The 23,186-nt window shown below is 45.1% G+C and carries 22 protein-coding genes; 8 read left to right on the top strand and 14 right to left on the bottom strand.

Annotation, left to right across the window (positions count from 1 at the left end; translation table 11 throughout):
- Positions 1 to 105 precede the first annotated feature (105 nt).
- From BQ5375_RS03005 to BQ5375_RS02995, 3 genes are all read right to left on the bottom strand, one after another.
- Complete coding sequence (locus tag BQ5375_RS03005) at positions 106 to 1,080, bottom strand: S1C family serine protease (protein ID WP_022131450.1); 975 nt, start codon at positions 1,078 to 1,080, stop codon at positions 106 to 108.
- A 210-nt stretch (positions 1,081 to 1,290) separates the two neighbouring features.
- Positions 1,291 to 2,535, bottom strand: coding sequence for a sensor histidine kinase (locus BQ5375_RS03000; RefSeq protein WP_022131451.1), 1,245 nt, complete (start codon positions 2,533 to 2,535; stop codon positions 1,291 to 1,293).
- Positions 2,532 to 3,206, bottom strand: coding sequence for a response regulator transcription factor (locus tag BQ5375_RS02995; protein ID WP_022131452.1), 675 nt, complete (start codon positions 3,204 to 3,206; stop codon positions 2,532 to 2,534). The genes BQ5375_RS03000 and BQ5375_RS02995 overlap by 4 nt, the downstream gene beginning before the upstream one ends.
- A gap of 525 nt (positions 3,207 to 3,731) precedes the next feature.
- Here BQ5375_RS02995 and BQ5375_RS02990 point away from each other — a divergent pair.
- A complete protein-coding gene (locus BQ5375_RS02990) occupies positions 3,732 to 4,109 on the top strand; it encodes a TnpV protein (RefSeq protein ID WP_076917394.1) in 378 nt (125 codons plus the stop codon).
- Between the two features lie 34 nt (positions 4,110 to 4,143).
- On the top strand, positions 4,144 to 4,407 hold the full coding sequence (locus tag BQ5375_RS02985) for a hypothetical protein (protein ID WP_076917393.1): 264 nt from the start codon (positions 4,144 to 4,146) through the stop codon (positions 4,405 to 4,407).
- Between the two features lie 104 nt (positions 4,408 to 4,511).
- Here BQ5375_RS02985 and BQ5375_RS02980 read toward each other — a convergent pair whose 3' ends face one another.
- From BQ5375_RS02980 to BQ5375_RS02950, 7 genes are all read right to left on the bottom strand, one after another.
- Entirely contained in the window at positions 4,512 to 5,897 is a 1,386-nt protein-coding gene (locus BQ5375_RS02980) for a hypothetical protein (RefSeq protein WP_076917392.1), read from the bottom strand.
- Between the two features lie 4 nt (positions 5,898 to 5,901).
- A complete protein-coding gene (locus BQ5375_RS02975) occupies positions 5,902 to 7,311 on the bottom strand; it encodes a restriction endonuclease subunit S domain-containing protein (protein WP_076917391.1) in 1,410 nt (469 codons plus the stop codon).
- A gap of 44 nt (positions 7,312 to 7,355) precedes the next feature.
- Complete coding sequence (locus BQ5375_RS02970) at positions 7,356 to 9,341, bottom strand: N-6 DNA methylase (protein ID WP_076917390.1); 1,986 nt, start codon at positions 9,339 to 9,341, stop codon at positions 7,356 to 7,358.
- Positions 9,328 to 9,744, bottom strand: a complete 417-nt coding sequence (locus BQ5375_RS02965) for a helix-turn-helix domain-containing protein (protein WP_076917389.1) — start codon at positions 9,742 to 9,744, stop codon at positions 9,328 to 9,330. The genes BQ5375_RS02970 and BQ5375_RS02965 overlap by 14 nt, the downstream gene beginning before the upstream one ends.
- A 348-nt stretch (positions 9,745 to 10,092) precedes the next feature.
- On the bottom strand, positions 10,093 to 11,202 hold the full coding sequence (locus tag BQ5375_RS02960; RefSeq protein WP_076917388.1) for a plasmid recombination protein: 1,110 nt from the start codon (positions 11,200 to 11,202) through the stop codon (positions 10,093 to 10,095).
- A gap of 385 nt (positions 11,203 to 11,587) precedes the next feature.
- Positions 11,588 to 13,900 carry a phage NrS-1 polymerase family protein gene (locus tag BQ5375_RS02955; RefSeq protein ID WP_076917387.1) on the bottom strand — a complete coding sequence of 771 codons (2,313 nt, stop codon included), beginning with the start codon at positions 13,898 to 13,900 and terminating at the stop codon, positions 11,588 to 11,590.
- Positions 13,901 to 14,045: 145 nt separating this feature from the next.
- Positions 14,046 to 14,279, bottom strand: coding sequence for a hypothetical protein (locus tag BQ5375_RS02950; protein WP_076917386.1), 234 nt, complete (start codon positions 14,277 to 14,279; stop codon positions 14,046 to 14,048).
- Positions 14,280 to 14,438: 159 nt separating this feature from the next.
- Here BQ5375_RS02950 and BQ5375_RS02945 point away from each other — a divergent pair, with 159 nt between their 5' ends.
- The gene (locus tag BQ5375_RS02945; protein WP_076917385.1) at positions 14,439 to 15,065 is read left to right on the top strand and encodes a helix-turn-helix domain-containing protein; all 627 of its coding nucleotides are present in this window, start codon (positions 14,439 to 14,441) and stop codon (positions 15,063 to 15,065) included.
- 62 nt (positions 15,066 to 15,127) lie between these two features.
- Positions 15,128 to 16,180, top strand: a complete 1,053-nt coding sequence (locus BQ5375_RS02940; protein ID WP_076917384.1) for a tyrosine-type recombinase/integrase — start codon at positions 15,128 to 15,130, stop codon at positions 16,178 to 16,180.
- Positions 16,181 to 16,412: 232 nt separating this feature from the next.
- On the opposite strand, the gene rpsI is transcribed toward BQ5375_RS02940, so the two are convergent.
- Together rpsI and rplM are read right to left on the bottom strand one after the other, a co-directional pair.
- Positions 16,413 to 16,811, bottom strand: coding sequence for a 30S ribosomal protein S9 (rpsI, locus tag BQ5375_RS02930; protein WP_022131453.1), 399 nt, complete (start codon positions 16,809 to 16,811; stop codon positions 16,413 to 16,415).
- 22 nt (positions 16,812 to 16,833) lie between these two features.
- Positions 16,834 to 17,256 carry a 50S ribosomal protein L13 gene (gene rplM / locus BQ5375_RS02925; RefSeq protein ID WP_022131454.1) on the bottom strand — a complete coding sequence of 141 codons (423 nt, stop codon included), beginning with the start codon at positions 17,254 to 17,256 and terminating at the stop codon, positions 16,834 to 16,836.
- Between the two features lie 384 nt (positions 17,257 to 17,640).
- Between rplM and murD the strand changes: the two genes are divergently transcribed.
- The 3 genes from murD to BQ5375_RS02910 all read left to right on the top strand — a co-directional run bounded on the left by murD (position 17,641) and on the right by BQ5375_RS02910 (position 20,251).
- Positions 17,641 to 19,035: a UDP-N-acetylmuramoyl-L-alanine--D-glutamate ligase gene (gene murD / locus BQ5375_RS02920; protein ID WP_022131455.1), complete on the top strand. Its 1,395-nt coding sequence runs from the start codon at positions 17,641 to 17,643 to the stop codon at positions 19,033 to 19,035.
- 176 nt (positions 19,036 to 19,211) lie between these two features.
- Positions 19,212 to 19,733 (top strand): hypothetical protein, encoded by a 522-nt coding sequence (locus BQ5375_RS02915; RefSeq protein WP_022131457.1) that lies wholly within the window; start codon positions 19,212 to 19,214, stop codon positions 19,731 to 19,733.
- A gap of 14 nt (positions 19,734 to 19,747) precedes the next feature.
- On the top strand, positions 19,748 to 20,251 hold the full coding sequence (locus tag BQ5375_RS02910) for a GNAT family N-acetyltransferase (RefSeq protein ID WP_022131458.1): 504 nt from the start codon (positions 19,748 to 19,750) through the stop codon (positions 20,249 to 20,251).
- 196 nt (positions 20,252 to 20,447) lie between these two features.
- Here the strand turns inward: BQ5375_RS02910 and hdhA are convergent, their stop codons facing one another.
- Together hdhA and BQ5375_RS02900 are read right to left on the bottom strand one after the other, a co-directional pair.
- The gene (gene hdhA, locus BQ5375_RS02905) at positions 20,448 to 21,248 is read right to left on the bottom strand and encodes a 7alpha-hydroxysteroid dehydrogenase (protein ID WP_022131459.1); all 801 of its coding nucleotides are present in this window, start codon (positions 21,246 to 21,248) and stop codon (positions 20,448 to 20,450) included.
- A 94-nt stretch (positions 21,249 to 21,342) separates the two neighbouring features.
- The gene (locus BQ5375_RS02900) at positions 21,343 to 22,278 is read right to left on the bottom strand and encodes a LysR family transcriptional regulator (RefSeq protein ID WP_022131460.1); all 936 of its coding nucleotides are present in this window, start codon (positions 22,276 to 22,278) and stop codon (positions 21,343 to 21,345) included.
- Positions 22,279 to 22,413: 135 nt separating this feature from the next.
- Here BQ5375_RS02900 and BQ5375_RS02895 point away from each other — a divergent pair, with 135 nt between their 5' ends.
- Complete coding sequence (locus BQ5375_RS02895; protein ID WP_022131461.1) at positions 22,414 to 23,127, top strand: YoaK family protein; 714 nt, start codon at positions 22,414 to 22,416, stop codon at positions 23,125 to 23,127.
- Positions 23,128 to 23,186 lie beyond the last annotated feature (59 nt).

The raw sequence follows: 23,186 nt of genomic DNA, 5'->3' as shown, positions 1-23,186 counted from the left end.
TCAGTTCAAAATCGATTGTATGGTCAGATCAGATTTTTCAGATTACCTGACCAATATCAACCACAGGAAGAGGCTTCTTGATGAAAACTGAAATTCTTAAAACGACTAGACCTGGTATCCATTCATCATGGATTCGATCAGTTCCAGCACCTGAGAGATAGGAATTGCATAACCCATTCCTTCAACATCCGTAGATGAAACCTTTGCGGTGTTGATTCCAACCAGTTCACCATTCATATTGAACAGTGCGCCGCCGCTGTTGCCCGGGTTAATTGCTGCATCGGTCTGAATATATGCAGAAGCACCTGTATCTGTGCTGATGGTACGATTCAGAGCACTAACAATACCGGTGGTTACCGATTGACCATATCCAAGAGCATTTCCGATCGCAACAACCTGTTCGCCTACAACCAGTTCCTCCGAATCACCAATGGTAACTACAGAAATTTGCGACAGTGTATCCGAAGACAGCGAACCAACCGGTACCTTCAGCAATGCGATATCCATTGATTCGTCGTAGCCGCACAATTGAGCTTCATAGGTTTGGTCATCCACGAACGTTACAGATAGGGTAGTTGCACCTTCCACAACATGGTAGTTGGTAACCATATAGAGATAAGAATCATCTGAATGGATAATCACACCTGATCCACAGCTTGTTGTTTCCTGCAGCTGCATCTGGCCACGGCCATTTCGGCCAAACTGTCCAAAGAAACTCTGCACTTCCTGAACCGAGCTATTAGTTACCGACACAACAGAGGAAAGTCCCTGTTCTGCAATAGTCGACACATCCAGAGATTGGCTCGATGAGTTGGACGTATATGACACATTGGAGAGGGAAAGATCACTGCTCGAAACAGAATTCTGTTCCCCCTGTGTCTGGAAACTTTCAAGCAGATTATTGACCCCATAAAAGCTTCCTCCTGCAATACCACCAAAGAAAACTGCACTTAATCCTAGTGCAACGATTTTTCTTGCAATCTTGTTTTTCTTATGCGGAGTTTTTTTGTAATTTGGAGATTTTGGTAAATTCGATTCTGTTGTAAAGTTTGCGGAAATATATTCTTGATTGTTATACATAAACAAGCTCCTTTCAATTTATCGTATTCTCAATTGGTTGTTGTAATATCTTTTGTTTGAATAAAGTATAGATTTTAAACCTTAGGCAAACTTAAAGTACAAACTTAATTCAACTTAAAATTGATATTTTTCCAAATTTAAGCCAAAAAAGAACGCCATCTTTTCTAAGATGGCGTTTTATAATAGTCTTATAATATATCTTATTTTTCGTTATACCGGAAAAGCTGCCGTAATTAGAAGTGACTTTTCATCCTCGGTACTTGCTGTAATTTTTCCTTTATGAGCATTCACAATTGCTGCCGCAATGGAAAGTCCCAGTCCATAACCACCTGTTTGAGAATTTCTTGATTGATCTACTCGGTAAAAACGATCAAACAGATGCATTATGTTCTCTTTGGAAATCGACTCTACCGTATTGAATGTGCTGAGGTATATCATATTCTTTTGTTTTTTGAGCGTAATCTCAATTTTACCCCCATCATTAGCATACTTGATAGCATTATCCAAAAGGATTGTGATCAGTTGCCGGACCGCTTTTTCATCTCCGCTCATGGAAAGCATAGGCTGAATATTTGCAGAAAGATTTTTGTTGCGTGTTTTTGCTAATGCCTGGAATGTTTCTACCGTTTCCTCCACCAGATCAGAAATTGGAAACTCAATTTTTTCGGTGCGAGGCTGTTCCTCCATTCGAGACAACAGAATCAAGCTATTGGTCAACTGTGCCAGACGTTTTGTTTGTGTTTGAATGTCACGCAGCCATTCGTTTTCGCCAATATCCATTTCCAGCACTTCTGCATCCGCATCAATGATTGTTAATGGTGTTTTCAACTCATGACCTGCATCGGTGATAAAGCGTTTCTGTTTCTCGTAGTTTTCTGAAAATGGCTTAACAATTCGACCGGAAAGAAAGATCAGCAAAAATAATACAGCCATCAGCCCAACTACGGAAACCCCCATACTGGTAAATAAAAAGCTTCGGAACGAAGTCATTTCACGACCGTAGTCAAGAAAAATAATGTGAATTTCATTTCCAACCGTATAGGTTGTATAACGATAATCATCCACAAATCCCTTTAAAAGCCCTGTACGGAGTACCGTATGTGCATAGTTGATCGCTGTTGTGGTATCCACAGCTGCAATCTTACCGGTATTTACAGAAATGACATCACCGGTTTCTGTCAAAAACACAGAAAAGTATCTGGACTCATAAGGCAGCTCCGGAGAAAAGCGGTGATTGTTTCTAAGATGTTTTTCTATGGAAAATAAATCGTTTCCCATACGTTCATCGAGTGGAAAGTTGCCGTCATTTTCCTGCAGGAGTGCCAATATGCTGTCTGCATCTTGTACGATTTTTCTATGATTCAGGACCCCTACAACACCCAAAATTATAGTTAAAACAAGCAGCAAAGACAGCATGGATGCAAGAATCAGTTTTATTCGAAGTTTTCGTATCATACAATTTCCTCCAGAGTATAACCGGCATTTCGCATGGCTTTAATCTGGATATTGGCGTGCAGTGCAGCTAATTTTTTGCGCAGATAGGAAATGTACACCCAAACCACATTGATTTCTGCTTCGCTGTCATATCCCCAAATCTTTTCCATAAACCGTTCGGAAGAAATCAAATTTTTAGGATTGCTCATCAGCATTTCCATCATCTGAAATTCCTTGTTTGCCAGCCGATAACTTCCGGATGGAGTGGAAAGCTCATAGGTGGCACGATCCAACACTACATTTCCGATATGCAGCTGTGAGTTTGCCTGAGCTGCCTGTGTTCGTGTCATTGCACGAATTCTTGCCAGCAATTCCCTTGAATTAAAAGGCTTGGTCAGGTAGTCGTTTGCACCAGCATCCAGCCCCAGGACCTTGTCGTCCACTTCAGATTTTGCCGTCAGCAGCAGAACCGGAATCAGATTTCCTCTTTTCCGAATCTCCTTCAGCACTGTGATTCCATCCACTTTCGGCATCATAATATCGAGAATAACGCCATCATAATTGTCTGCTTCTAAATACTCCAATGCTTCCTGACCATCATAAGCTGCATCCACAGAATAATTATTTCGTTCCAATATCGCTGTAAGTGCTTTTGACAGCGCTAATTCATCTTCCGCCAGTAAAAGTCTCATATCGCATTCTCCCTCTTTACCCCTAGACTTATCTTCAAATAAAAAACATGTGTATATAAAGTAATTATATCATAAAGGCTGTAACTTAAATAGAAATAAAAATCGGGTGTAAAGATTCTCATATCTTCTCTCAAGAAAATATAAAAGGTTAATCATGCAAATAAAAAAAGCGTTTCCGAAAATCGGAAACGCTTTTGATACGATATAAAAACCCGAAATGGGAAATTATCTCTTGGGGAAGTCTGGTTAACGCTTGCTGAACTCCGAAAGCTCCAAATATGCCATGCTGAATCTCAGGGAATTTCTTCGTTTTCTGCTTGGTTTTCAGCGTAAATCAGCGGTTTTTAGATGTATTCAATTATGATTTTCCTGCTCGTGGATTGACCACGAAAAACTGATTTTGCATCCTACGAGTTCCTTGTGTACAGCTGCCCAGGGCTTCACAGGGCAACAAGTGAGAAGCGAAACAGTGTGCTGTTATTTGATTCACCTTAAAATCAAATACACATACGGAGGACACACATCATGGAAAAATACATCTTTGACAGGAATAATGGCCTTTGGTACGAACTCCAAGGCGACTATTACATTCCCTGCCTTGTGCTGGACAAAGCTGATATCCAGCCCGTCGGAATGTGGGGCAGAAAGTATCTGTGTTACATCAAGGAATATCATCCGGTTCTCTATGCCGATCTGCTGACCAGTGGAAAGCTGAGCAGCTATCTTGTAGAAATAGATAACCGGGCCAAGGAGATGCTCGACCTTCTGGTAAAGCAGATGGCAGAAAAACAAGGCGTCACTGAACAACTCAAAGCACAGAATCAAATGGCCTGGATGCGGCGCATGAATAACATCCACAATGCAGCGGAAGAAATCATCAATGCGGAGGTGATCTTCGCATGATAGAGAAATACTCCAGGCATTGAAAGAATACGTCATGTCCCATGAGTTGAACTATGGTAATGGAGAATCTATTCTGACGCTCCTGTATGAAGCCTATAGCGAGGTAAACAGGATGGACGACGACCAAATCAAGGCAGATTTCAACGCCCTGTATCAGGCCATGAACGGCATGACACTGAGAGAAATGGATCAGGTGATCTATCCGATCTGCACCCTCTGCCGTGACCATGAGAAGGCGGGGTTCGTGGAAGGATTAAAGGTTGGAATCAGATTAAAGGAAGAATTGATGAATAAGTGAGGATGGTACCACCGGCATATGCCGGTGGTACTTTATATAATTTGAAGGTATATATTCAATTCCTGAGTCTTTTTTCCACAGCACAAAAAGAGGAATAGTTATCACTATGTACCCTGAAGTTTGATTTCAATAATCTCTTTTTGTGTTTCCTTGTCTTTTACGATCTTGAAATCATCACCAAGTGTAATAGAAAAATCGAAGCCCTTGTCTTCGGTAGTGATCGAGCCTGTCCCATTTTCTATTGCTTCCGCATCTCCTTGTTGAAGCTTGAGCGTTGCAGAAAACCACCCTCGCAGCGTGATCTTTCCTTTTTCTACTTTCCAATCAGACAGTACCATCTTGGGGAAATCCAGGAGTTCTACATGATCTGCCAAAGGATCAAAGCACTCTGATTTGTGTTTTTCTGCATACTCGAAAACGGCATTTTCTTGTGTCTGAGGGAATTCCTCTATCTGAGAAATACAAGAGATGCAAATATCAGAAACTTGTTTTAGAAGCAAGTATGCCGATTTGAAAATAGCTTGCCACTCTTCATCCAACGGACTGATTATTTCATGGAACAAGGCATTCCTCAATGCATACACATAGTTGGCAAACCAGTCCACTGCCTTTGTTGCAATTAGCGGTGCGTATTCACCTCTTCGTGTTGCATAGATGTTTTCTCGTTCTAAACGACTGAAACCATTGAATGGAACTTGATAGATGATTGCATAAGAGTTTGGTGCGGCCAGCGGATCCACTTCGTGAGGATATTTGTAGTTGTACTCAAATCTGAGCCGGAGCGCTGTATTCAACCGCAGGCAGGCGTCTTTGATTTTGCCGGTCACAGTTTGATTAAAGTTCCTTTTCGGAAGTGTTACATCAATATAGCACCGCAGCGTTCCTGAGATTTCACCCATCAGAGCATCGTAAAAATCACGCATGAATTGTGTTTCGTTTATGATGTAGTTTTGATAACGATGCTTCTCTACAGTAGCCTGAATGATCGGTCGTAGATCAATTTCTTTCTTGATGCTCTCGTTATATTTTGTAGTGCGGAACTGGCCGGAAACACCCAAGTAGAATTTCAGAATGTGCTTATCAACAATATGTAAGTTTGCTTGATACCTCTCCTTCAGGTTACCATCCTTATCAAGATCAATAGTCTTCTCCTCATAGGAGAACTCACGATTGATTTGGAAAAAAGTCTGGAAGAAATACTGAGGAAAAACATCCATTACTTTTCGCATACTGACGGGGTACATTGCGAAGAGCTCTTGAGCAAACTCGTCCGTATTGATGTTCTTTTGCACAAAGGGCATAATACCTTCTTTATATGCATTCAGGAAAGGTTTGTCACCTCGTGGCTTGCCATCTTCCGCGAAAACATCAACATCAGGATTCAATTCTCTCAAAACGGCGATGAATGTAAACCATGTTTTGATGAACAGCGTAACAAAATCAGACTCGGTGATTGCTTTCCATTGCTCGTATTTTCTTTCTACCTGCATACCGCTATTTCACCTTGTCTTTCAGCCATGCCAGCGCTGCATCTTCTCCCTGCTCGATAGCCATCTCGACAGCCTGTTTTGCATATTCAAGCAGTTGCCTGGATTGCTTGCGAAGCACAAAGGATTCCTGTACTTTGACTGCAATTTCTTTTTGAATGCCATCATCAATCATTGGTAACGGCATGGAAAGAAGTTCATCTTTGCTAATTGCAGTAAGAATTGTCCCTGAGCAGCGTTGCTTCATCAGAGCCTGTATTGGCTCAGATTTGAAAAGGACAAGCAAAGTTTCAGAGTTAATACAATCAGAATCGAGCACATAAAACCCAGTTGAACACAGTGCACCATCATATTCGTCGGTAATTAGGGCACAGCTTTGTAATGAGCCTTCAACAGAAGATACTATCACCTGTCCTGATTTTACAATCCGACGTGCTCTCGTGGGTAGATCACTGCCGTGTTGAATATCAATATCAGAAATATCACCCGATTGCCCCACATCTGCAAGTTCGATGTATTGATATGTTTGTTTTTCATCAGGGTTAAAGTTTTTGTCATACAGATTACACAATGACAATACAGTCTCTCTTGTATTGAGTTTCTTTACAATTGCCTCATATTTCGGCTGATAGTATTCTGCGTCCAATCTACCAATTGTTTTGAAACTGTCCGAAAGCATTTTTGTAGAAATAGCCTTACTATCGTTTTTCGATATACCAAGGTATTTTTCAAGTGTATTGACCGCTTCATTGTATTTACTTTGAGATTTTTGCTTAACGCATACCGATTGATTGTAGAGTTCTTCAATGGCTTCCTGCAAGGCCATTGAGTACTCAGGAACGTGAATACCATCAATAGAGTTAAGGGTAAGATGCGGTTGCCCGGTCTGACTGGCAGAGCGCCACATCAGTTTTTGCCCAAAAGAGCCATGCAAATATGCCCAAAGATAAAATTTATTAAGAGCAGTTATCTCGCCTGTCCTGAGAATTATCACATCTCGGCAGGTAGCGTAAACGCTATACTCATCTGTGACAAGGCCGACCTTTGCCAATGTGTTGCCGCCTTTTGCGATAATAATATCTCCCGGATAAGCCAATGCAATGGTTTTGCTATTGGCCTTCAGTACTTTTTCGGGCAGAAAAACCGTTTTGTCCGAAATGACAACAAGTCCATCGACGATTTCGTTCACCCGCAGAAACGGAATGTTGTTTCTATCACCACTGTAATATCCAGTGATCGAAGGATAAAAGGCACTGCAATCCGTTTTTCCGTTGTGGGCAGAAATTGTTTTTCCTTCCATGGACTCAAGGACGTTTTCTAAAATCAGGTTATCTTTCTGGTAGTATTCGGCATCTACACGAAGAAGCTTATCCATAACATAACGAAGATTGATTTCACTACATTCCAGCCCATCCATTAAAGCCTTGTACTTGGCTTCATTGAAAGGTTCAATGGATGGGCTTATCGGAAAAAACTTAAACCTTCCTTCTTTGCAAATTCAATAAAAGCTTCTGCGATGCCGTCCTGTGTCAAACCTTCGTGGTTATACAGATCGTGGTCAACGATCAGATGTCCATGGCTATCGAGCTTGTTTTCGCCAGTAACAGGGTCTTTCACGTAAATCTTATCGCCGGAGTTATCCTTGCTTGGTTTCTGCATCGTAGCGAAGAAGATAGGATAATCGTCCTTTTTCGGACACAACTCATCATCCCACTTCTGCACAAACAGAACTGAGGTCTTGGTTCCAGTGTGAGGTTTGAACACATTTCCGTGCAAGCCAACAACGGCGAGAATACGGCAGCGCTCAGCAATAAACTCGCGGATGTACTTATCGCTGGAATTGTTGAACCGACCCTGCGGCAGGACGATTGCCATACGGCCACCCGGCTTCAGGAAGTTCAGGTTTCGCTCAATAAACAGAACATCACGACCGACTTTGTTCTGCCACTTACCAGCGCTATTTTTTCCAAGCTCATAATGAGAAATAATTGTATTTTCTTTGATATCGCCAGCGAACGGAGGATTAGCCATCACAAGGTCAAACTGGAACTGGCTATAATCCTTCACACCAGCGGGCTGGAGCTTCTTCAGCTTCTTAAAGCCTTCGTTATAGGTATCAATCCAGTCTTCCTGCTTGGTGGTTTCACCCCAACGGGAATAGTCCAGTGTATTCAGGTGAAGTACATTGGTCTGACCGTCACCGGCGATCAGGTTCAGTGTACGGGCAACACGGACGGTCTTTTCATCAAAGTCAATGGCGAAAACATTGTCTCTGACGAAATTGGTTTCTTCGGGAATGCGTTCCGCAGCGGTGAATCCGTCACCTTCTGGGAGCCCTTTTTCTCTGCGAATATCTTTCCAGACCTTAAAAATGCTATGGCCAGTAAATCCGGAGCTGCCGCAGGCAGTGTCGATGATTTTATCCTTTGTGGTGGGGTTCATCATCTTAACGCACATATCAATGACATAACGAGGTGTAAAATACTGGCCCTTCTCGCCCTTTTGAGCCTTGCTCATCAGGTATTCAAAAGCATCATCGACAACATCAAGATTGTTGTTAAACAGCTTAATGTCCTGCAGAGAAGCTACACAGACCGCAAGATGGGAGGGGGAAAGCAGGATCTTGCTCTCATCAGTGAAGATTCCCTCCCACTTCTTTTTGGCATCATCAAACAGCCCCTGAATTTTCTCTTTTAGCTCATAGTCAGTATTGCCGTTGTTACGGAACTGTAGATATGCAGTGGGGTCATTGGCGCACACTAGCTCATCATACAGTTTTGCAAAAATCAGCTTGAAGATTTCTTCGAAGGAGTCCACACCTGCGCTGGCCAAAACTTCGTCCTCCATCTCCTTAATTAGAGAGCGGAGGGATTTCTTTTGGGTGCTGATTTTATCTATGCGCTTCAAATCTTCGTAGGTAAACTTCTCGTTGATGATGTCCGAAAGCTTTTGCGAAGCCTTAGGAATATCGCTGATTTCCTCGAAGAAATTGGGGTCCTTTCGATTGTAGCAGGAAATTTGCTCGCCGTTCGTCCAGACGCCGATAGGCGCACCGGTAGCGTTACAGTAGGATTTCAGTTGTTCCTTGCCATCGGTGAGTTTCGGCTTTTTTAGTTCCACAATGATATACGGCACCATAGGTCGGTCTTTATCCATAATGGCAATATCCGCTCGTTTTACTTCTCTGCCAAAATGGATCGGAACTTCTAACTGTATCCGACTGGCAGGGTATCCGTATTCGTTCATCAGCTTGTAAATATAGAGCTGACGAACAGCTTCTTCAGGTGTAAGCTTGATTTCTTTATCACGGATTGCGCAAGTGATATAAGGAACCTCGGCGCCGCGGACAGACTTCATGAAAATGCGAGACTCTACCGCAGATTTGGCCTCGGTAGAAAAAAGAGTATCATCGTATGTAGTATTTTTAAAAAGTTCATTCAACGTCATTTGTAGTTCCTCCTGATGCGGAAACGCCCGCGCAAATAAATTGTTCGATTTGAGTAACTTGTTCTTCCGAGGGGTCTACTGCAATTAGTTGTCTTATCAGACCCCACAGTTTTGGGCTTTTACTGAGTTCTGCGTTTATGTCTGGTGGTGATGTTCCTTTTGCTTTTGCGAAAAGGGTCAACATTTTCTCACGCAGTTCAGGAGGCGGCTGGAGTTGGTCAAGTAGTTTTAATAACAACTCTTCGGAAGGGAAAATCATCCCGCTCTCAATCGAGCTGAGAGAGGCATTTGTGATATCGACGGCCAGCGCCAACTGCCGCTGAGAGAGATAAGGTTGCTTCATTTCTCTTGATTGCTTAATCCACTTGCCAAGTTTTTTCTTGTCGGCAGCTGATACAGACATCAATATTCCTCCCTTCATAGTGTTAGCTGTTAACTAACAGCTAACACTATGATAACATATCCAAACCAAAAATGTCAATATGAAGTCCCCTCTGTAGCTCCCATGTCTGGGGATAATACTCAACAAAGTAAAATATCGCCCACCAATCTGTGATCGATGGGCGATGTTGACATATATCCGATTATCTTTCTTCCAAAACTTCCAGCGTCATCTTGGCTTCCAGGCGGAAACTATGCTGGAAAAGCAGGCACTCTGCCATAGCCTGAAACTCTCGTACACAGTCCGCATACCGGGAGAACAACTCTTTTTTCGTATCAATCTTTTTTGCGTTTACAATCTGCTGAAGATTTATCGGGCGTCATCCCTTTTATGTGTCTTTTCTCTATACCGCGAAAAGTACGACCACAGATTATTATGATCAATGATTGTCTCATAACTGCTGAGCTTGCTACGAAGATTGTTATTTTCCTGCTCTAATTCCGCTGTATGGAGTCTTTCACGGACAGACTTATACTCCGAGAGTTCCTTTGTAGCCGCAGCCAGCTGCGCTTTCAGATCGGCAATGGTGCTTTTCAGTTCAGCAATGGTTTTCTTGGCTTCCTTCAGGAGCTTTTTGAGCTTTCCTTCCTGTTTCTCCTGCACAACAAATTTCTGCGCAGCCGTAGCAAGTGCCTGATAATCCTCCCGTTCCAGCGCCACCTTGGAGGATAGCGGCAGGGGTTTGGCTTCAATCTCTTCCACAGCCTTGATGGAAACCTGTTGCTGTTGAACACGCTCAATCGTCTGCTCCAGCTCGGCCAACTCCTGTGTGCGCTGTTCCCGTTTATATTCCAGAACACTCAGGTGCTCCCGGTGTTCGCCTTTCTGCTCCCACTCTATACCATGTTCCAACATGATTTCAGCCAGTGCTTCTTTTTCTTTTTGCACCCATACGGCACGCTCTGTCATGGAGCGTCCTTCGCCGGTGATGCCCTGATCGGCAAGGGCCTGTTTCAGAGATACACGGGTGGAAAGACCTCTCTTGCTTCCGGTGGTAAACGGAATGAAATCAATGTGAAGATGGGGCGTGGCTTCGTCCATGTGCAGATGGGCAGAGAACACATGAAGATGGGGATTTCGCTCTTGGAAGCTCCGCATGAATTTGTCCAAAATAGCTCTTGCCAGGTTCCCGTTCTCGCTGGCGGCAGACATATCATCCTTGTTTCCGATCTGAAAGATTACTTCATAAAATGGCTTTTCCTGATCTCCGTCACAGATTTTTTTGTAATAGTTTTCGATGCACCGGTCTTTACGTTTCTGTTTGGCGTTGTACGCTGCCAGAGCTTCATCGAACAGCTCATGATACGCCTGCTCGATGGGCGTATAGCAGTATTCGATGCTCAGATGCGTTCGTTCCGGGTCTACATTTTCAGCGATATAGGTGCGGCGATTATGCTCAATCACACCCTTGCCCGACATAGCACTGATAGTCCGTTTTATATCTGTCACCTCCGATTTTACAGTAGTTATAATAAGAATTCCTTTCGCCGCACCAGCGGCGGGTTTTGTTACTTTTGTCAAAAGTAACGCAAAAGCACTTTTGACAGCAGAGCCATCAAAAGTTTTGCGCTCTCCGAGGGGGAGTGCGGCTCCTGCGGGAGCCTCAACCGCCATTTGTGACGCAAATGACGGTACGGACGGCAATTCATTCGCAGCCGGTCATGCTCATGATTTTTCGTCCGTTGGCAGGGAGAAGTCCGTAATATTCTCCCTGCCGGTCCACACTGAACTCTGCGGATTTCAGTGTGGGGACGGGGGTCACGAGGGTTAAGCAGGAAATGCAATAAATGCAGTATATTCCTGCTCACGCTGCGGCGGGATTTACGAAGATCCTCACGTCCGCTGGCCTGCCAGCTGACTTCCGCTCTGGTTCTTCCATCCGGAGGTAGCCGTGTCCTTCCAGAAGCTCCAACGTGGGAAAGATTTCCTCCGTCTTCTTGAAAAACTTGCCCCGGCACATCTGAAAAAGATCGGAACGCTTTATCATGGTGACGTTCTTCTTTTTCAGCTTTGCCATCACGAATTTGGCTTTCTGGATACTCAGGTCTGTGCCCATCATGGAGTAAGCGTAGGTGGAATGAGCCAGAAAGTATTTTCCAATTTGAATTGCACGGTTTACAGTCGATACGGAAATCTCGTACTGTCCATCGTCCATATCAGCGCCGTGGAGCAATCCTGCAATCCGGAGAACGGCGCCAATATACTTGCTGGCCCAGTCGGAGATGGCCTGCCCTTCACCAGCCAGAAACCTTTCGTGTTCCAGGAAGTAGTCGGCCATCAGGTCAAAGGCTTTCTCGGAGAGATACAGCGTTTGAGTGTCCTCGCTGATTGGCAATGCCATCAGGTGAAATATCAGATTGCGATAGGCGGCGCTGACTTCGGGAGGAACGGATGGAGTTCGGAATGTCCGCCCGCCAATTCTGGACGGCGGCGACGCATACAGGAATCGTGCAATCAGCCCCCGGCCTGTCATGGTGGTGTTGGACATGATCTCATCCAGCACGCTGGGCTGGATGGAGAGAATAGCGGAAAGGGCCGGGTGCATGATACACTCTGAATCACGGGTCATTCTGTCTACATAGATGGTATCGCCGCAATGACCCTTCAGCCAGATGTCGATATTAGTCTTGTTGGAATACCGCCCGGCCATAATATCGAAGATGCCGCCTTCGGTAGAGATTACGGAGAACACACCGCCGTTGGCAGCCATCAGGCTGGTCAATGCTTCGCTGGAACAGTCATCGGCAAAGAAGCGGACCGGCTTCAACTCGGGTATATCTTCAAGCTGCTCTTGCAGATGCCGAAGCTCCAGTTCTGTTTCACGATCTTCCTTGTGTTCCAGCTTCTTTTGCAGACCGGAGATTTGGTGCTCCAACGCTTCTCGCTGTAAGCGGTTTTCCCGAATTTCAGAGCTGCGGGACTGATTGTATTCCTGCTCGTATTCGTAGAGATACTTAGTCATATCCCGCATGACGCTGGATTTGCGCTCGCCGGGAGCAGCGATCACCACGGTGTAAAGGCTCAGCGGTTCATAATAGCCAGGTGCGCCTTCCACCTTGTATTTACCTTGCAGGCAGACTGCCAGGACGCCAAGGCTGATCACGGCCGCCATGTCCGGTGCTGTCTGGCTGTGCTCTGCAACTGCGCTGACATATCTTCGGATCGTGTCAGGCAACGCATCCACCGGGAATGTCGGAAGCTCACTCCACTGTGGCGTCAATGGCACCAATGGTGGAAATTGCGGTGTAGTCTCTTGCTTTGGCGTGTAGACCTCTTTGCAATTTTCGATGGCTTTCTGGATGGTAATGGCTCCGTAGGTTGTCCCGGATTGCTGCCGATCCCATTTGTCACGCATCAGGCCGGATTGGCGGAACATGGCATCCATTTTTGCTGCATCTTTTCCTGTCCAGAATGCCAGATAACTGCATAATGCCAAATCTGCCTCGGACTGGGAAGCGTATCCCATTGTGGATCCATCCCAGAGGGAAGTAAAAGCTGCTCTGTTTTTGCTGGACTTTGCCATGCTGAGAAGCTGTGCTGTGTCCATATCGGGATTTCCTGCATTTATTGCATTTGCTGCATTGGTTTCCGGTCTGACCATGAATCGCTCCAAAAGGATTTGCAGTTCCTTTGTGCGATCTCCAAAATCATATTGCTCACATGCTTTTCCGGTCACTGTCACATACTTGTTGGTTGCGCCTGCCACATAGACTTCAATATCGGCCTGATGATTCATGATATAAAATCGTTTGGTATCGTACTGGAAGCCGTCTGCCCGGAACAGAATGTGTAATCCGTTCCCGCTGGGGCTGTACTCGGTGTAGCTGTGCATCAGCGTAACGATCTCTGCGGCGACCCCGGTGTAGTAGCCGCTGTCCGTTACGCAGTTGTCCAGGTCAATGGCGCAAATCCCGTTGAAGATACCAAGACCGATACCATCGTAACCCTTCGCCTGTACTGCGATATCGTAGGACACGAAGCTGCTTGGATCATTGCTTTTGGCTCCAAGCCCGGTATCCGGTTGATAAGGAACTTTTGTTTTCCTTCCGTTTCTTTCTTCATACCGCCAACAGCAGAACAGACCGTCTTTCCTTAAAATGTCTGGTAACGCTGTCAAATTCAAATAACCTCCTGAAAATCGTTGTTGAAATTGGCAGCTGCCGTGTTATAATATCCATGCGAACGGATCGTTCACACGGCAGCTGCCGTTGGGACTGTCTCGAAAGAGTTCTCATCTGCCAGGATGAGGGCTCTTTTCTTTTTTAGGCTGCCTCCGGCTGGAAATATCCGATTTCTTCCCACACTTTCCGGTCAGGGCAGTAGTAGTTGTACTCGTTGGAATTGTCCAGCTTGATGGCGTAGCCGAATTTCAGAATGCCTTTTTGCAGGCCAACTCGTACATACTGAGCATCCTTGTGCATTGCTGCGGCAATCTCAGTAATGGGAACATTCCGTCCGGTGAATGGCGGCAGCTCAACATAAACCTTTTTCTCCATGTTTCTCACCTCCTTACCTCTAAAATACGAATTTTTAATTCGCATCCTTATTATATCCTCCCTATGACGCCTTGTCAAGAGCAAATACGAATAAAAAATTCATATTACGCTCTTGCAATTCGCAGGACTACGTGTTACAATACAGGCGAGGTGATTCAAATGAACAGCAATCCAGCTGAAATCGGCGAAAGGATTAAGTCGGCACGAAAAGCGGCCGGTTTAAGCCAGACAGAGCTTGCCACTCGGCTCGACAAGACCCTGCGTACCATCCAGAAATATGAGAGCGGCGAGATTGAACCGTCCATTGCCATGATCAACGCCATAGCCAAGGAGCTGAACGTTTCTCCGGCAGATTTGATCGGTTACAGACGGCCCAGTATCGAACTGAACAGCCTGTCTGATGTGATTGCGGTGCTTTACCAGCTCAACAAAAAAGCGGGCATCCGGTTTGAGATTGATGTGCAGCGTCCGCCCCACAGTGAGGAATGGTCTTGCTCCCTGCGGTTCAAGGGGAACGACTCTTCAGCGGAGATGAATGACTCCCTGTGCCTGATATTGGAGGATTTCCGGGACGAACGTGAGAAGCTGGAAACTTACTGGACAGATCAGGAGGGCTTCGACCGCTGGATGGAAAAAGAGTTGGCCTACTATGCGGAAGCCAAGCTACAGGACAGGGAAGTGGAAGTTCTCACCGAGATGGAGCGCATCCAGCGCCGCAACGAACTGGATCGCCAGCGGCTGGAGCAAATGAAAAAGGCTGCCGAGGAAAGCGGCAGCCAGCAGTGATGAAGGGAAAGCACCTTCAAATTTTATCTTTAGTCACTGGGAGAAAGGAAGTTTGATACTATTTGAGATTACCCAACGGATATGGAAGCGTCAAGAAAATGTCCGGAAAACGAAGAAGACCCTATGCTGTCAAAAAGACCGTAGGCTGGCATTGGGACGAAGCGAAACAGAAACAAATTCAGGAGCAAATCACCATCGGTTATGCGGCCACCAGAGCGGAGGGCCTTCAAATGCTGGCGGAGTACAACAATAACCCCTTCGATGTAAAAGCGTCCAAGGCCACCTTCCAGGAGGTCTATGAGTGCTGGTCCAAGGGGAAGTATCCCACCATCTCGGCCTCAAATGTGAAGGGCTATGAAGCCTCCTACAAGGTGTGCGGGACGCTGTACCATAAGGTGTTCCGGGAGATCAAGCTGGCGGATTTACAGCTTGTGGTAGACACCTGCGGGAAGAACTATCCCACCTTGAAGAAGCTGAAGGGCCTGTTCAGTCAGCTGTATGACTATGCCATGAAGAATGACATCTGCAACAAGGACTATTCCGAGTTTGTGGATATTATCCGGTACAAGGACAAGAATCCTGACAAACGTGATCGGAACAAGTTTACCAAAGCCGAGATCAAGCGGCTGTGGGAGCTGGCGGAGGACCCGTTCTATCAGATCGTGCTGATGCTGATTTACAATGGCTGCCGCATCTCGGAGTTTCTGGACTTGAAAAAGGAAGATGTCCATCTGGAAGAACAATACTTCGATGTGATTGCCAGCAAAACGGAAAACGGTCTGCGGAAAGTCCCGATTGCAGACAAAGTGCTTCCGTTTTACAAGGCATGGTATGAAGGCTCCAAATGCGAATACCTGCTGCATACCCCTGACCAGAAGCACTTTGACTACAGAAACTATTATGACAGCTATTTTACACCCCTGATGGAGCAGATCGGCTTCAACCACACGCCCCACGACACCAGACACACCTGTATCTCCATGCTGACAGAAGCGCATGTGGATCAGACCATGATTAAGAAGATTGTTGGACACTCCGGTGCCATGACGCTCACCGAACGTGTTTACACCCACTTGGACATTGAGACCCTGGTGGAGGCAATCAACCAAATTTAAGAGAGTACACCATGAAAACAGCTGATAGCAAAAAAGCAGGAGATGTTCTCCTTGCGGATACATCTCCTGCTCATCAGATTTCGGTTTTCGCTTGCGATATTTGTTCCTTGCTTGCTCCTTGCTCGCTCCTTACGCAGTCAAGCACAGCGCAATCCAGGAACGCTCAGAATTCCAAAAACTTCGATAAATCCGGCAAAACAGCGTCCTAAGACGGACTGAAAAGCGGTGGAATTTATCTCTTGGAGAACTGTGGAGCGCGACGAGCTGCTTTGAGACCGTATTTCTTACGCTCTTTCATTCTTGGGTCACGAGTCAGCAGACCAGCTTTTTTCAGTTCTGGACGCATTTCGTCGCCGTTCTGCAGCAGAGCGCGAGCGATACCGTGACGGATAGCACCAGCCTGACCGGAAACGCCGCCACCGCGAACGGTGCAAACAACGTCAAATTTACCAGCAGTGTTGGTAACTTCAAATGGCTGACGAACGATAACTTTCAGAGTATCCAGACCGAAGTATTCGTCGATATCTCTGTCGTTGATTGTAACTTTACCGGTACCTGGGTAGAGTCTTACTCTGGATACAGAGTGTTTTCTTCTGCCAGTGCCGTAGAAATATGCTTTAGATTCGTACATAGTTCATTGTCCTCCTTCCGAATTAGAACTGTTCTGGTTTCTGAGCAGCATGGTTATGCTCGCTGCCTCTGTAGATTCTGCAGCGGGTCAGAGCCTGTCTGCCGATGGTGGTGTCTGGAACCATTCCTTTAACAGCCAGCATCATAGCTTTTTCTGGGTTCTCTTTCATCAGTTTGTCGTAACGGATTGCTTTCATGCCGCCGATCCAACCAGAGTGATGATAGTGAACTTTCTGAACCAGTTTCTTACCGGTGAGAACAGCTTTTTCAGCATTGATGATGATAACGTGGTCACCACAGTCAACGTGTGGAGCGAAGATTGGTTTATGTTTGCCGCGGAGCAGGTCAGCAGCCAGAGCAGCGGTACGGCCCAGTGGCTTGTCTGCAGCGTCGATAACATACCATTTACGAGTAATGTTCTGTGCGTTTGGCATTGTTGTAGACATGTTTACTACCTCCTGTTTATTTTGTATCGAATACAATTTATATCATCGGTTTTCCGCAAAAATCCCAATGATGACAAATCAACGTTCTCTATTATATCCAATTCAAAATCAGCTGTCAAGGGCTTTTTAGCCGAATTTTTAATTTATAGCCCTCTATCTCTCGAAATCTCTTTGTTTTGCTCGTTTTCTCTCCCTAACTTACTTGCCGTTTCATTTTTTACACGAAACTTTGCTGCCCTTTACACTGATTTGTTGGTAACATTGCCCTCGAGTTTTCAACAAACTGCATGGATGCGACCTTTCTCGCTCGACATCCCTGTTCTTTGGGAGTATAATAAAGTCATCTTTTACAGGATAAATGATATTTTCAAGGAGAGATACACCATGAACGACAAGCTGAACTCTTTTTACAAGAGCTTACATAACAAAAAAGTATCCTTTATCGGTCTGGGACGCAGCCATCGCGAACTGCTGCCAATGTTTGCTTCCAAAGGAGCAATTGTCACCCTGCGCGACAAGCGAACCCGCGAACAGATCGGGGAAGAAGCTGACAAACTGGAAGCTTTGGGAATTAAGCTTACCCTCGGTGAGAACTATCTGGAAAATCTGTGTGAGGAGGACATCATCCTGCGCACCCCAGGCATGAATTATTTTACTCCGGCACTCCAGCAGGCAAGAGAGAGCGGCGCCTTTGTAACCAGCGAAATGGAACTGTTCTTTGATCTTTGCCCATGCAAAATCTATGCCGTAACCGGTTCCGATGGTAAAACCACTACCACCACCGTTATTTCGGAATTCTTAAAGGCACAGGGATTTTCGGTATTTTTAGGCGGAAATATCGGCTTCCCACTCCTTCCAAGGATTGAACAGATTGGTCCAGATGACCGCGCTGTTGTGGAGCTGTCCAGCTTCCAGCTGATTTCCATGAGAAAATCCCCAGACGTTGCGGTTATCACCAACGTTGCACCAAACCATCTGGATGTCCACAAGGATATGCAGGAATATATCGACGCAAAACGCAACATCTATCTGCATCAGGGTGGTATCAGCCGCACTGTTATCAATGCGGATAATGAAATCACCGCTTCCTTCCTGCCGGAGATCCGCGGAGAAGCAATGCAGTTCAGCCGCAGAATTACCCCTGCACTGGGCTGTTATCTTGCAGAAGATGGTACTCTTACCATGAACGACCGTCACAGTGTTACCCCAGTACTCCACATGGATGAAATCCGCATCCCAGGTATCCACAACGTAGAAAATTACCTTGCTGCCATCAGCGCAGTCTGGGGAGAGGTTTCCAAAGAAAATATCATTTCGGTTGCGAAGAATTTCGGCGGAGTGGAACACCGCATCGAATTTGTTCGTGAACTCGACGGTGTAACATGGTACAATGACTCCATTGCATCCAGCCCAACAAGAACTATTGCGGGACTTAATTCCTTTAAACAGAAACTCATCCTGATTGCAGGCGGCTATGACAAGAAGATCCCGTTTGAACCGCTAGCTCCAAAGATCATTGAAAAAGTCAAAGTTCTGATCCTGATGGGTGTAACTGCACCAAAGATTGAGGCTGCTGTTACCTCCTGCGAAGGCTACGATCCAGATAAATTGACCATCCTTCATGTTTCTTCCATGCAGGAAGCAGTTCAAAAGGCAAGGGAAGTTGCCGAAAAAGGAGACATTGTTTCTCTGTCTCCTGCCTGCGCAAGCTTTGACCTCTATCCTGATTTTGAAGCAAGAGGCAGACACTTTAAAGAACTGGTAAATGCGTTGCAATAAATCCTAAGTACAGTCATGCAATTTAAAAGGAGGGAAGGTGTACAATGGAAATCACCCTGCAGAAACGCACTGCTGACCATGTGCGGATCTATTTTGAGCGAACGCAGGACGATCTAATTCTGTACCTTTCTAAAAAGCTTCGATAGTCAGGTCTCAGCGAGGAGGTCAAAATACCCATGACAACTTTAGATCATTATGATTTTTGCAAACCTTATATTTCAGACAACGAATACATCTTATGGGAAGGTGCACCGGAAAAAGGCTTTACTTTTACCAGCCGGGATCTTGTCATGATTCCGTTCAGCATTTTCTGGCTTGCATTTGCGCTTTTCTGGGAATTTTCGGTCATCACCAGCACTTCCTCCCTTTTTATGGCAATTTGGGGACTCCCATTTGTTGGTGTCGGCATTTATCTTTTGTTCGGACGCTTTATTCAGTCCATCTGTCTGCGTAACAAAACCTTTTATATCATCACCAACAAAAAGCTGATCATCCGCTCCGGAAGCAAAATCCATCTCTATCAGGCAGAGGATATTCCTCCGATGGACATTCATCTCCACAAAAATGGAAACGGCACCATCCTGTTTTGGCAGGAATCCTACCGCAGAAATGGCAGGAGATACTCCTCCTATTTTGCGCTGGAAAATATTGCAGATGTTGCCGGTGCGCAGAACGCGATCAGCCGCATGGAAAAGTAAAGAGGAGAAAAACTATGGAAGAAAATGTTGTAATTCGCCATGCTGTTCCCGGCGATGAAGCAATGCTTGCCGAAATTCAGGCAGAAGCCTGGGAAGCTGCTTTTTCTGGAATTCTCCCGGATGAAAAGCTAAAAAGTCATCTCGACAAACAGCGTATTGCTCAAATGTATCATTATGTGCTGAATGAAACTTCTGCACATGGCTCTCTGCTCCTGATTGATTCTCAGCCGCACTGCATGGCTTTCTGGGATTCTTACCGGGGAGAAAACCACCCGGACTGGGCGGAGCTGATCTGCATTCACAGCCGAAAAGGTAACTGGGGCAGGGGATATGGTTCGATGATGATGGAGCATATTCTGCAGGAAATAAAATCTGCTGGATTTAAGCAGGTCGGTTTATGGGTTTTTGAGCAGAATATTCGGGCACGCCGCTTCTATGAAAAGCATGGATTTATCTTGACCCAAGAGCGCAAAAACTCCTTCGGTGCTGATGAGGTTTTGTATCTCAAATCACTGTAAAAACAACGCATTCAACCGTTGGTTGAGTGCGTTTTCTCTGTTTAGTTGAGGAAAAAGGCAAAAACTCAACCTTTAATCCATTCATTTTAGGGAAATCGAATGCTATACTAAAATCACCAACTGAAAGGAGATCAAATCTATGGAAAATACATGTAGAAAAAAAGGACGCCGTATGGCGTCCTTTTTTATTTTTTATTTAACCTTTGCTCTTCATATCCTGATACATTGCATACATTGGGGAAGGAAGACCAAATCCACCCGCTACCGGCATGGTCTCACCGGTAACGAAGGAAGACATATCACTTGCAAAGAACAAAACTGCATTTGCAATATCTTCCGGCTGACCTGGACGGTTCAGAGGAACATTCTTTAAGAACATCTTGAGGAAGTCTTCTGACATGTTCTGCATAGCAGCATCAGTTGCGATAAATCCCGGCATAACTGCGTTGCAGCGAACACCCTGTCTTGCATACTGAACTGCAATATTCTGTGTCAGATAGTTAATGGCAGATTTGGAAATGCCATAAGCCATTCTGGAGAGATCCGGATATTTTCCGCCAACCGAAGAAATGTTAACGATCGAACCGCCGCCAGTTTTAATCATCGATTTTACTGCCTGTTTACATGGGATGTAAACACTCTTGAGGTTATTCTCAACAATGCGGAAAAATCCGTCTGTATCGCCGTTTACCAGGTCAAAGTCAACCTTAACATCGGTAGCACCATAATTGTTGACCAGGATGTCAATTCTGCCTTCTTTTGCAACAACCTCATCCACCATGGAGGTAAAGGTTTCTTCTTTTTCTGCATCAAAGTAGACAACTCCTGCCTGTCCGCCTTCTGCAATGATTTCATCTGCAACTTTCTGTCCTGCATCCAGTCTTCTGACTGCCAGATATACTTTAGCGCCGTTTTCTGCCAGTTTCTTTGCGCAGGCAAGTCCAATACCACGTGTTGCGGAGGTAATCAGCGCAACCTTATTCTCACACAATTTCATTTGACATTCATTCCTTTCTGTCAGGTTTATTCTAAAACCTGTTGATAAATTTATTATAGCACCTGTCCATGTCCAATTTACAGATAAATCATGTCTATTTTGATAACTCTACCTGCGGGGTGGACTTTTTGTCATCCATTGTCATTTGCTGCATTAAAAGCTGCAAAAACTGCTGACCTGCCAAAGAAATTGGATGCAATTGGTGACTTACCACACTGATCTGTCGTGGTGGAAAGTCCTGCTTTAAGTGAACCTGGAACACGCTTTTTTCCTGCAAGGCTTTGCGTGCAAAATTTTCCGGAACAATTCCAATGCCAAGGTTTTGCTGCACAACCGGCACAATCAGGTCGGTGGTGGGAAGTTCTATTTCGGGGCGAAGCTCCTGACCAAAGTGCTCAAACAACTCCTCCAGATACTGACGGGTTCCTGTCCCAGATTGCAGACAGATCAACGGATAACTGGTCAGCTTATGAAAATCCATCTTTTCGGAACACAGATGGGAAAAATCCTTTCCCACAATTACAATATCCCGAAAGGTAGATATTCTGGTAACCCGATAACCGCTTATCTGCGGGTAAGGGGAGATGATAACGGCAAAATCAATCTCACCTTTTTTGAGTGCATCAAAAGCAGTCGGGGTGTTATAACTGGAAATCTGAATGCGTATCCCCGGATACTTTTGCCGAAATGCACCCAGGAAGGGAAGAAGGCAATGGTGAATGGTCATTTCACTGGCACCAATCCGAATCAGTCCCTCCTGAAAGGATTTATGTTTCGAGAGTTGTTCCTCCGCCAGAAAAATCTCCTGACAGGCAGCACTGATATGCTGGTATAAAAGTTCCGCTTCCGGTGTCAGCATAACCCCTTTTTTGGAGCGGACAAACAGCCGGCACCCAAGCTCTGCCTCCAATCCGGCAATGCACCGACTAACTGTCGGCTGCGTCTGAAACAATGCTTTAGCTGCATGTGTGATATTGCGATATTTCGCCACATAATAAAACGTTTTATATGAATCCAGATTGACCGACATCTGTTTTCCTCCTCAATTTATCATATCAAAAACGTATGGATAAATAAAAAAATATGTATTTGCAAAATAGTATGAGAGTAGTATAATACACAATAAGCCCACATGACAAGATGATCAAGAAAAGGAGCGATATTCATGACTTCACGGGAAACAGAATATCTGGAATGTGAACGACACTGGGTTTTCTGGCTTCTGATGTTTGTTGCCGGTTTTTACGGAGTATATACTTTTCTCCTTCGGGGCGGAGTATTCTGTAACGCACAGACAGCGAATTTTGTTCTGTTTGCCATTGAACTTGGAAACAAAAGCTGGTACAAAGCGGCCTATTACTTCATCCCAATGACCGCATATATGGCAGGAGCATTTGTTTCGGAGGCTGTCGCTCTGAGGCTGACCAAAGTAAATTTCCTGCGATGGGAAACGATTCTGGTTGCAATTGAAATTATCTTCATTATCGCTCTGGGATTTGTTCCGGATTCTGCTCCGTATCAGATTTCTCAGGTTGCCATCAACTTTATCTGTTCCATGCAGTACAACACCTTCCGCCAGTCTGAAGGAATCCCTATGGCAACTACTTTTTGTACCAACCATGTCCGTCAGGTCGGAATCCATCTTTACAAGTTTCTTTCCCACAAAGATACCGTCTTTATCAAACGGATGCTGCACCACCTCGGAATGCTCTGTATGTTTGTAGGCGGCGGTGTTGTTGGCGTTGTCATTTGCAATCTGTTTGCTGGTCGTGCAATTTGGGCAGCAGCGATTCCTATGACCATCCTATTGATTCATCTGATTCATGCTGACCTTACAACGGAAAAAGATCGTTTAAATACTCTTCCGCATGGTCATTAACTTTAATAAAAAAAAAAATCCAGGTGCAAAGCACCTGGATTTTTTTTTTATTAAAACAC

Source organism: Negativibacillus massiliensis (assembly GCF_900148495.1).
GTDB lineage: Bacteria > Bacillota > Clostridia > Oscillospirales > Ruminococcaceae > Negativibacillus > Negativibacillus massiliensis.
The sequence above is the reverse complement of the archived record's forward strand: the minus strand, read 5'-3'. Positions and strand labels throughout refer to the sequence as shown.

Excerpts from the sequence above, each read along its gene's own strand:
- BQ5375_RS03000 (WP_022131451.1), bottom strand. The coding sequence starts at position 2,535 with ATGATACGAAAACTTCGAATAAAACTGATTCTTGCATCCATGCTGTCT.
- BQ5375_RS02945 (WP_076917385.1), top strand. The coding sequence starts at position 14,439 with ATGAACAGCAATCCAGCTGAAATCGGCGAAAGGATTAAGTCGGCACGA.
- BQ5375_RS02895 (WP_022131461.1), top strand. The coding sequence starts at position 22,414 with ATGACTTCACGGGAAACAGAATATCTGGAATGTGAACGACACTGGGTT.
- BQ5375_RS02990 (WP_076917394.1), top strand. The coding sequence starts at position 3,732 with ATGGAAAAATACATCTTTGACAGGAATAATGGCCTTTGGTACGAACTC.
- rpsI (WP_022131453.1), bottom strand. The coding sequence starts at position 16,811 with ATGTACGAATCTAAAGCATATTTCTACGGCACTGGCAGAAGAAAACAC.
- BQ5375_RS02965 (WP_076917389.1), bottom strand. The coding sequence starts at position 9,744 with ATGTCTGTATCAGCTGCCGACAAGAAAAAACTTGGCAAGTGGATTAAG.
- BQ5375_RS02980 (WP_076917392.1), bottom strand. The coding sequence starts at position 5,897 with ATGCAGGTAGAAAGAAAATACGAGCAATGGAAAGCAATCACCGAGTCT.
- BQ5375_RS02950 (WP_076917386.1), bottom strand. The coding sequence starts at position 14,279 with ATGGAGAAAAAGGTTTATGTTGAGCTGCCGCCATTCACCGGACGGAAT.
- BQ5375_RS02975 (WP_076917391.1), bottom strand. The coding sequence starts at position 7,311 with ATGGATGGGCTGGAATGTAGTGAAATCAATCTTCGTTATGTTATGGAT.
- BQ5375_RS02970 (WP_076917390.1), bottom strand. The coding sequence starts at position 9,341 with ATGACGTTGAATGAACTTTTTAAAAATACTACATACGATGATACTCTT.
- BQ5375_RS02960 (WP_076917388.1), bottom strand. The coding sequence starts at position 11,202 with ATGTCGGGCAAGGGTGTGATTGAGCATAATCGCCGCACCTATATCGCT.
- rplM (WP_022131454.1), bottom strand. The coding sequence starts at position 17,256 with ATGTCTACAACAATGCCAAACGCACAGAACATTACTCGTAAATGGTAT.
- BQ5375_RS03005 (WP_022131450.1), bottom strand. The coding sequence starts at position 1,080 with ATGTATAACAATCAAGAATATATTTCCGCAAACTTTACAACAGAATCG.
- murD (WP_022131455.1), top strand. The coding sequence starts at position 17,641 with ATGAACGACAAGCTGAACTCTTTTTACAAGAGCTTACATAACAAAAAA.
- BQ5375_RS02995 (WP_022131452.1), bottom strand. The coding sequence starts at position 3,206 with ATGAGACTTTTACTGGCGGAAGATGAATTAGCGCTGTCAAAAGCACTT.
- hdhA (WP_022131459.1), bottom strand. The coding sequence starts at position 21,248 with ATGAAATTGTGTGAGAATAAGGTTGCGCTGATTACCTCCGCAACACGT.
- BQ5375_RS02915 (WP_022131457.1), top strand. The coding sequence starts at position 19,212 with ATGACAACTTTAGATCATTATGATTTTTGCAAACCTTATATTTCAGAC.
- BQ5375_RS02910 (WP_022131458.1), top strand. The coding sequence starts at position 19,748 with ATGGAAGAAAATGTTGTAATTCGCCATGCTGTTCCCGGCGATGAAGCA.
- BQ5375_RS02985 (WP_076917393.1), top strand. The coding sequence starts at position 4,144 with ATGTCCCATGAGTTGAACTATGGTAATGGAGAATCTATTCTGACGCTC.
- BQ5375_RS02900 (WP_022131460.1), bottom strand. The coding sequence starts at position 22,278 with ATGTCGGTCAATCTGGATTCATATAAAACGTTTTATTATGTGGCGAAA.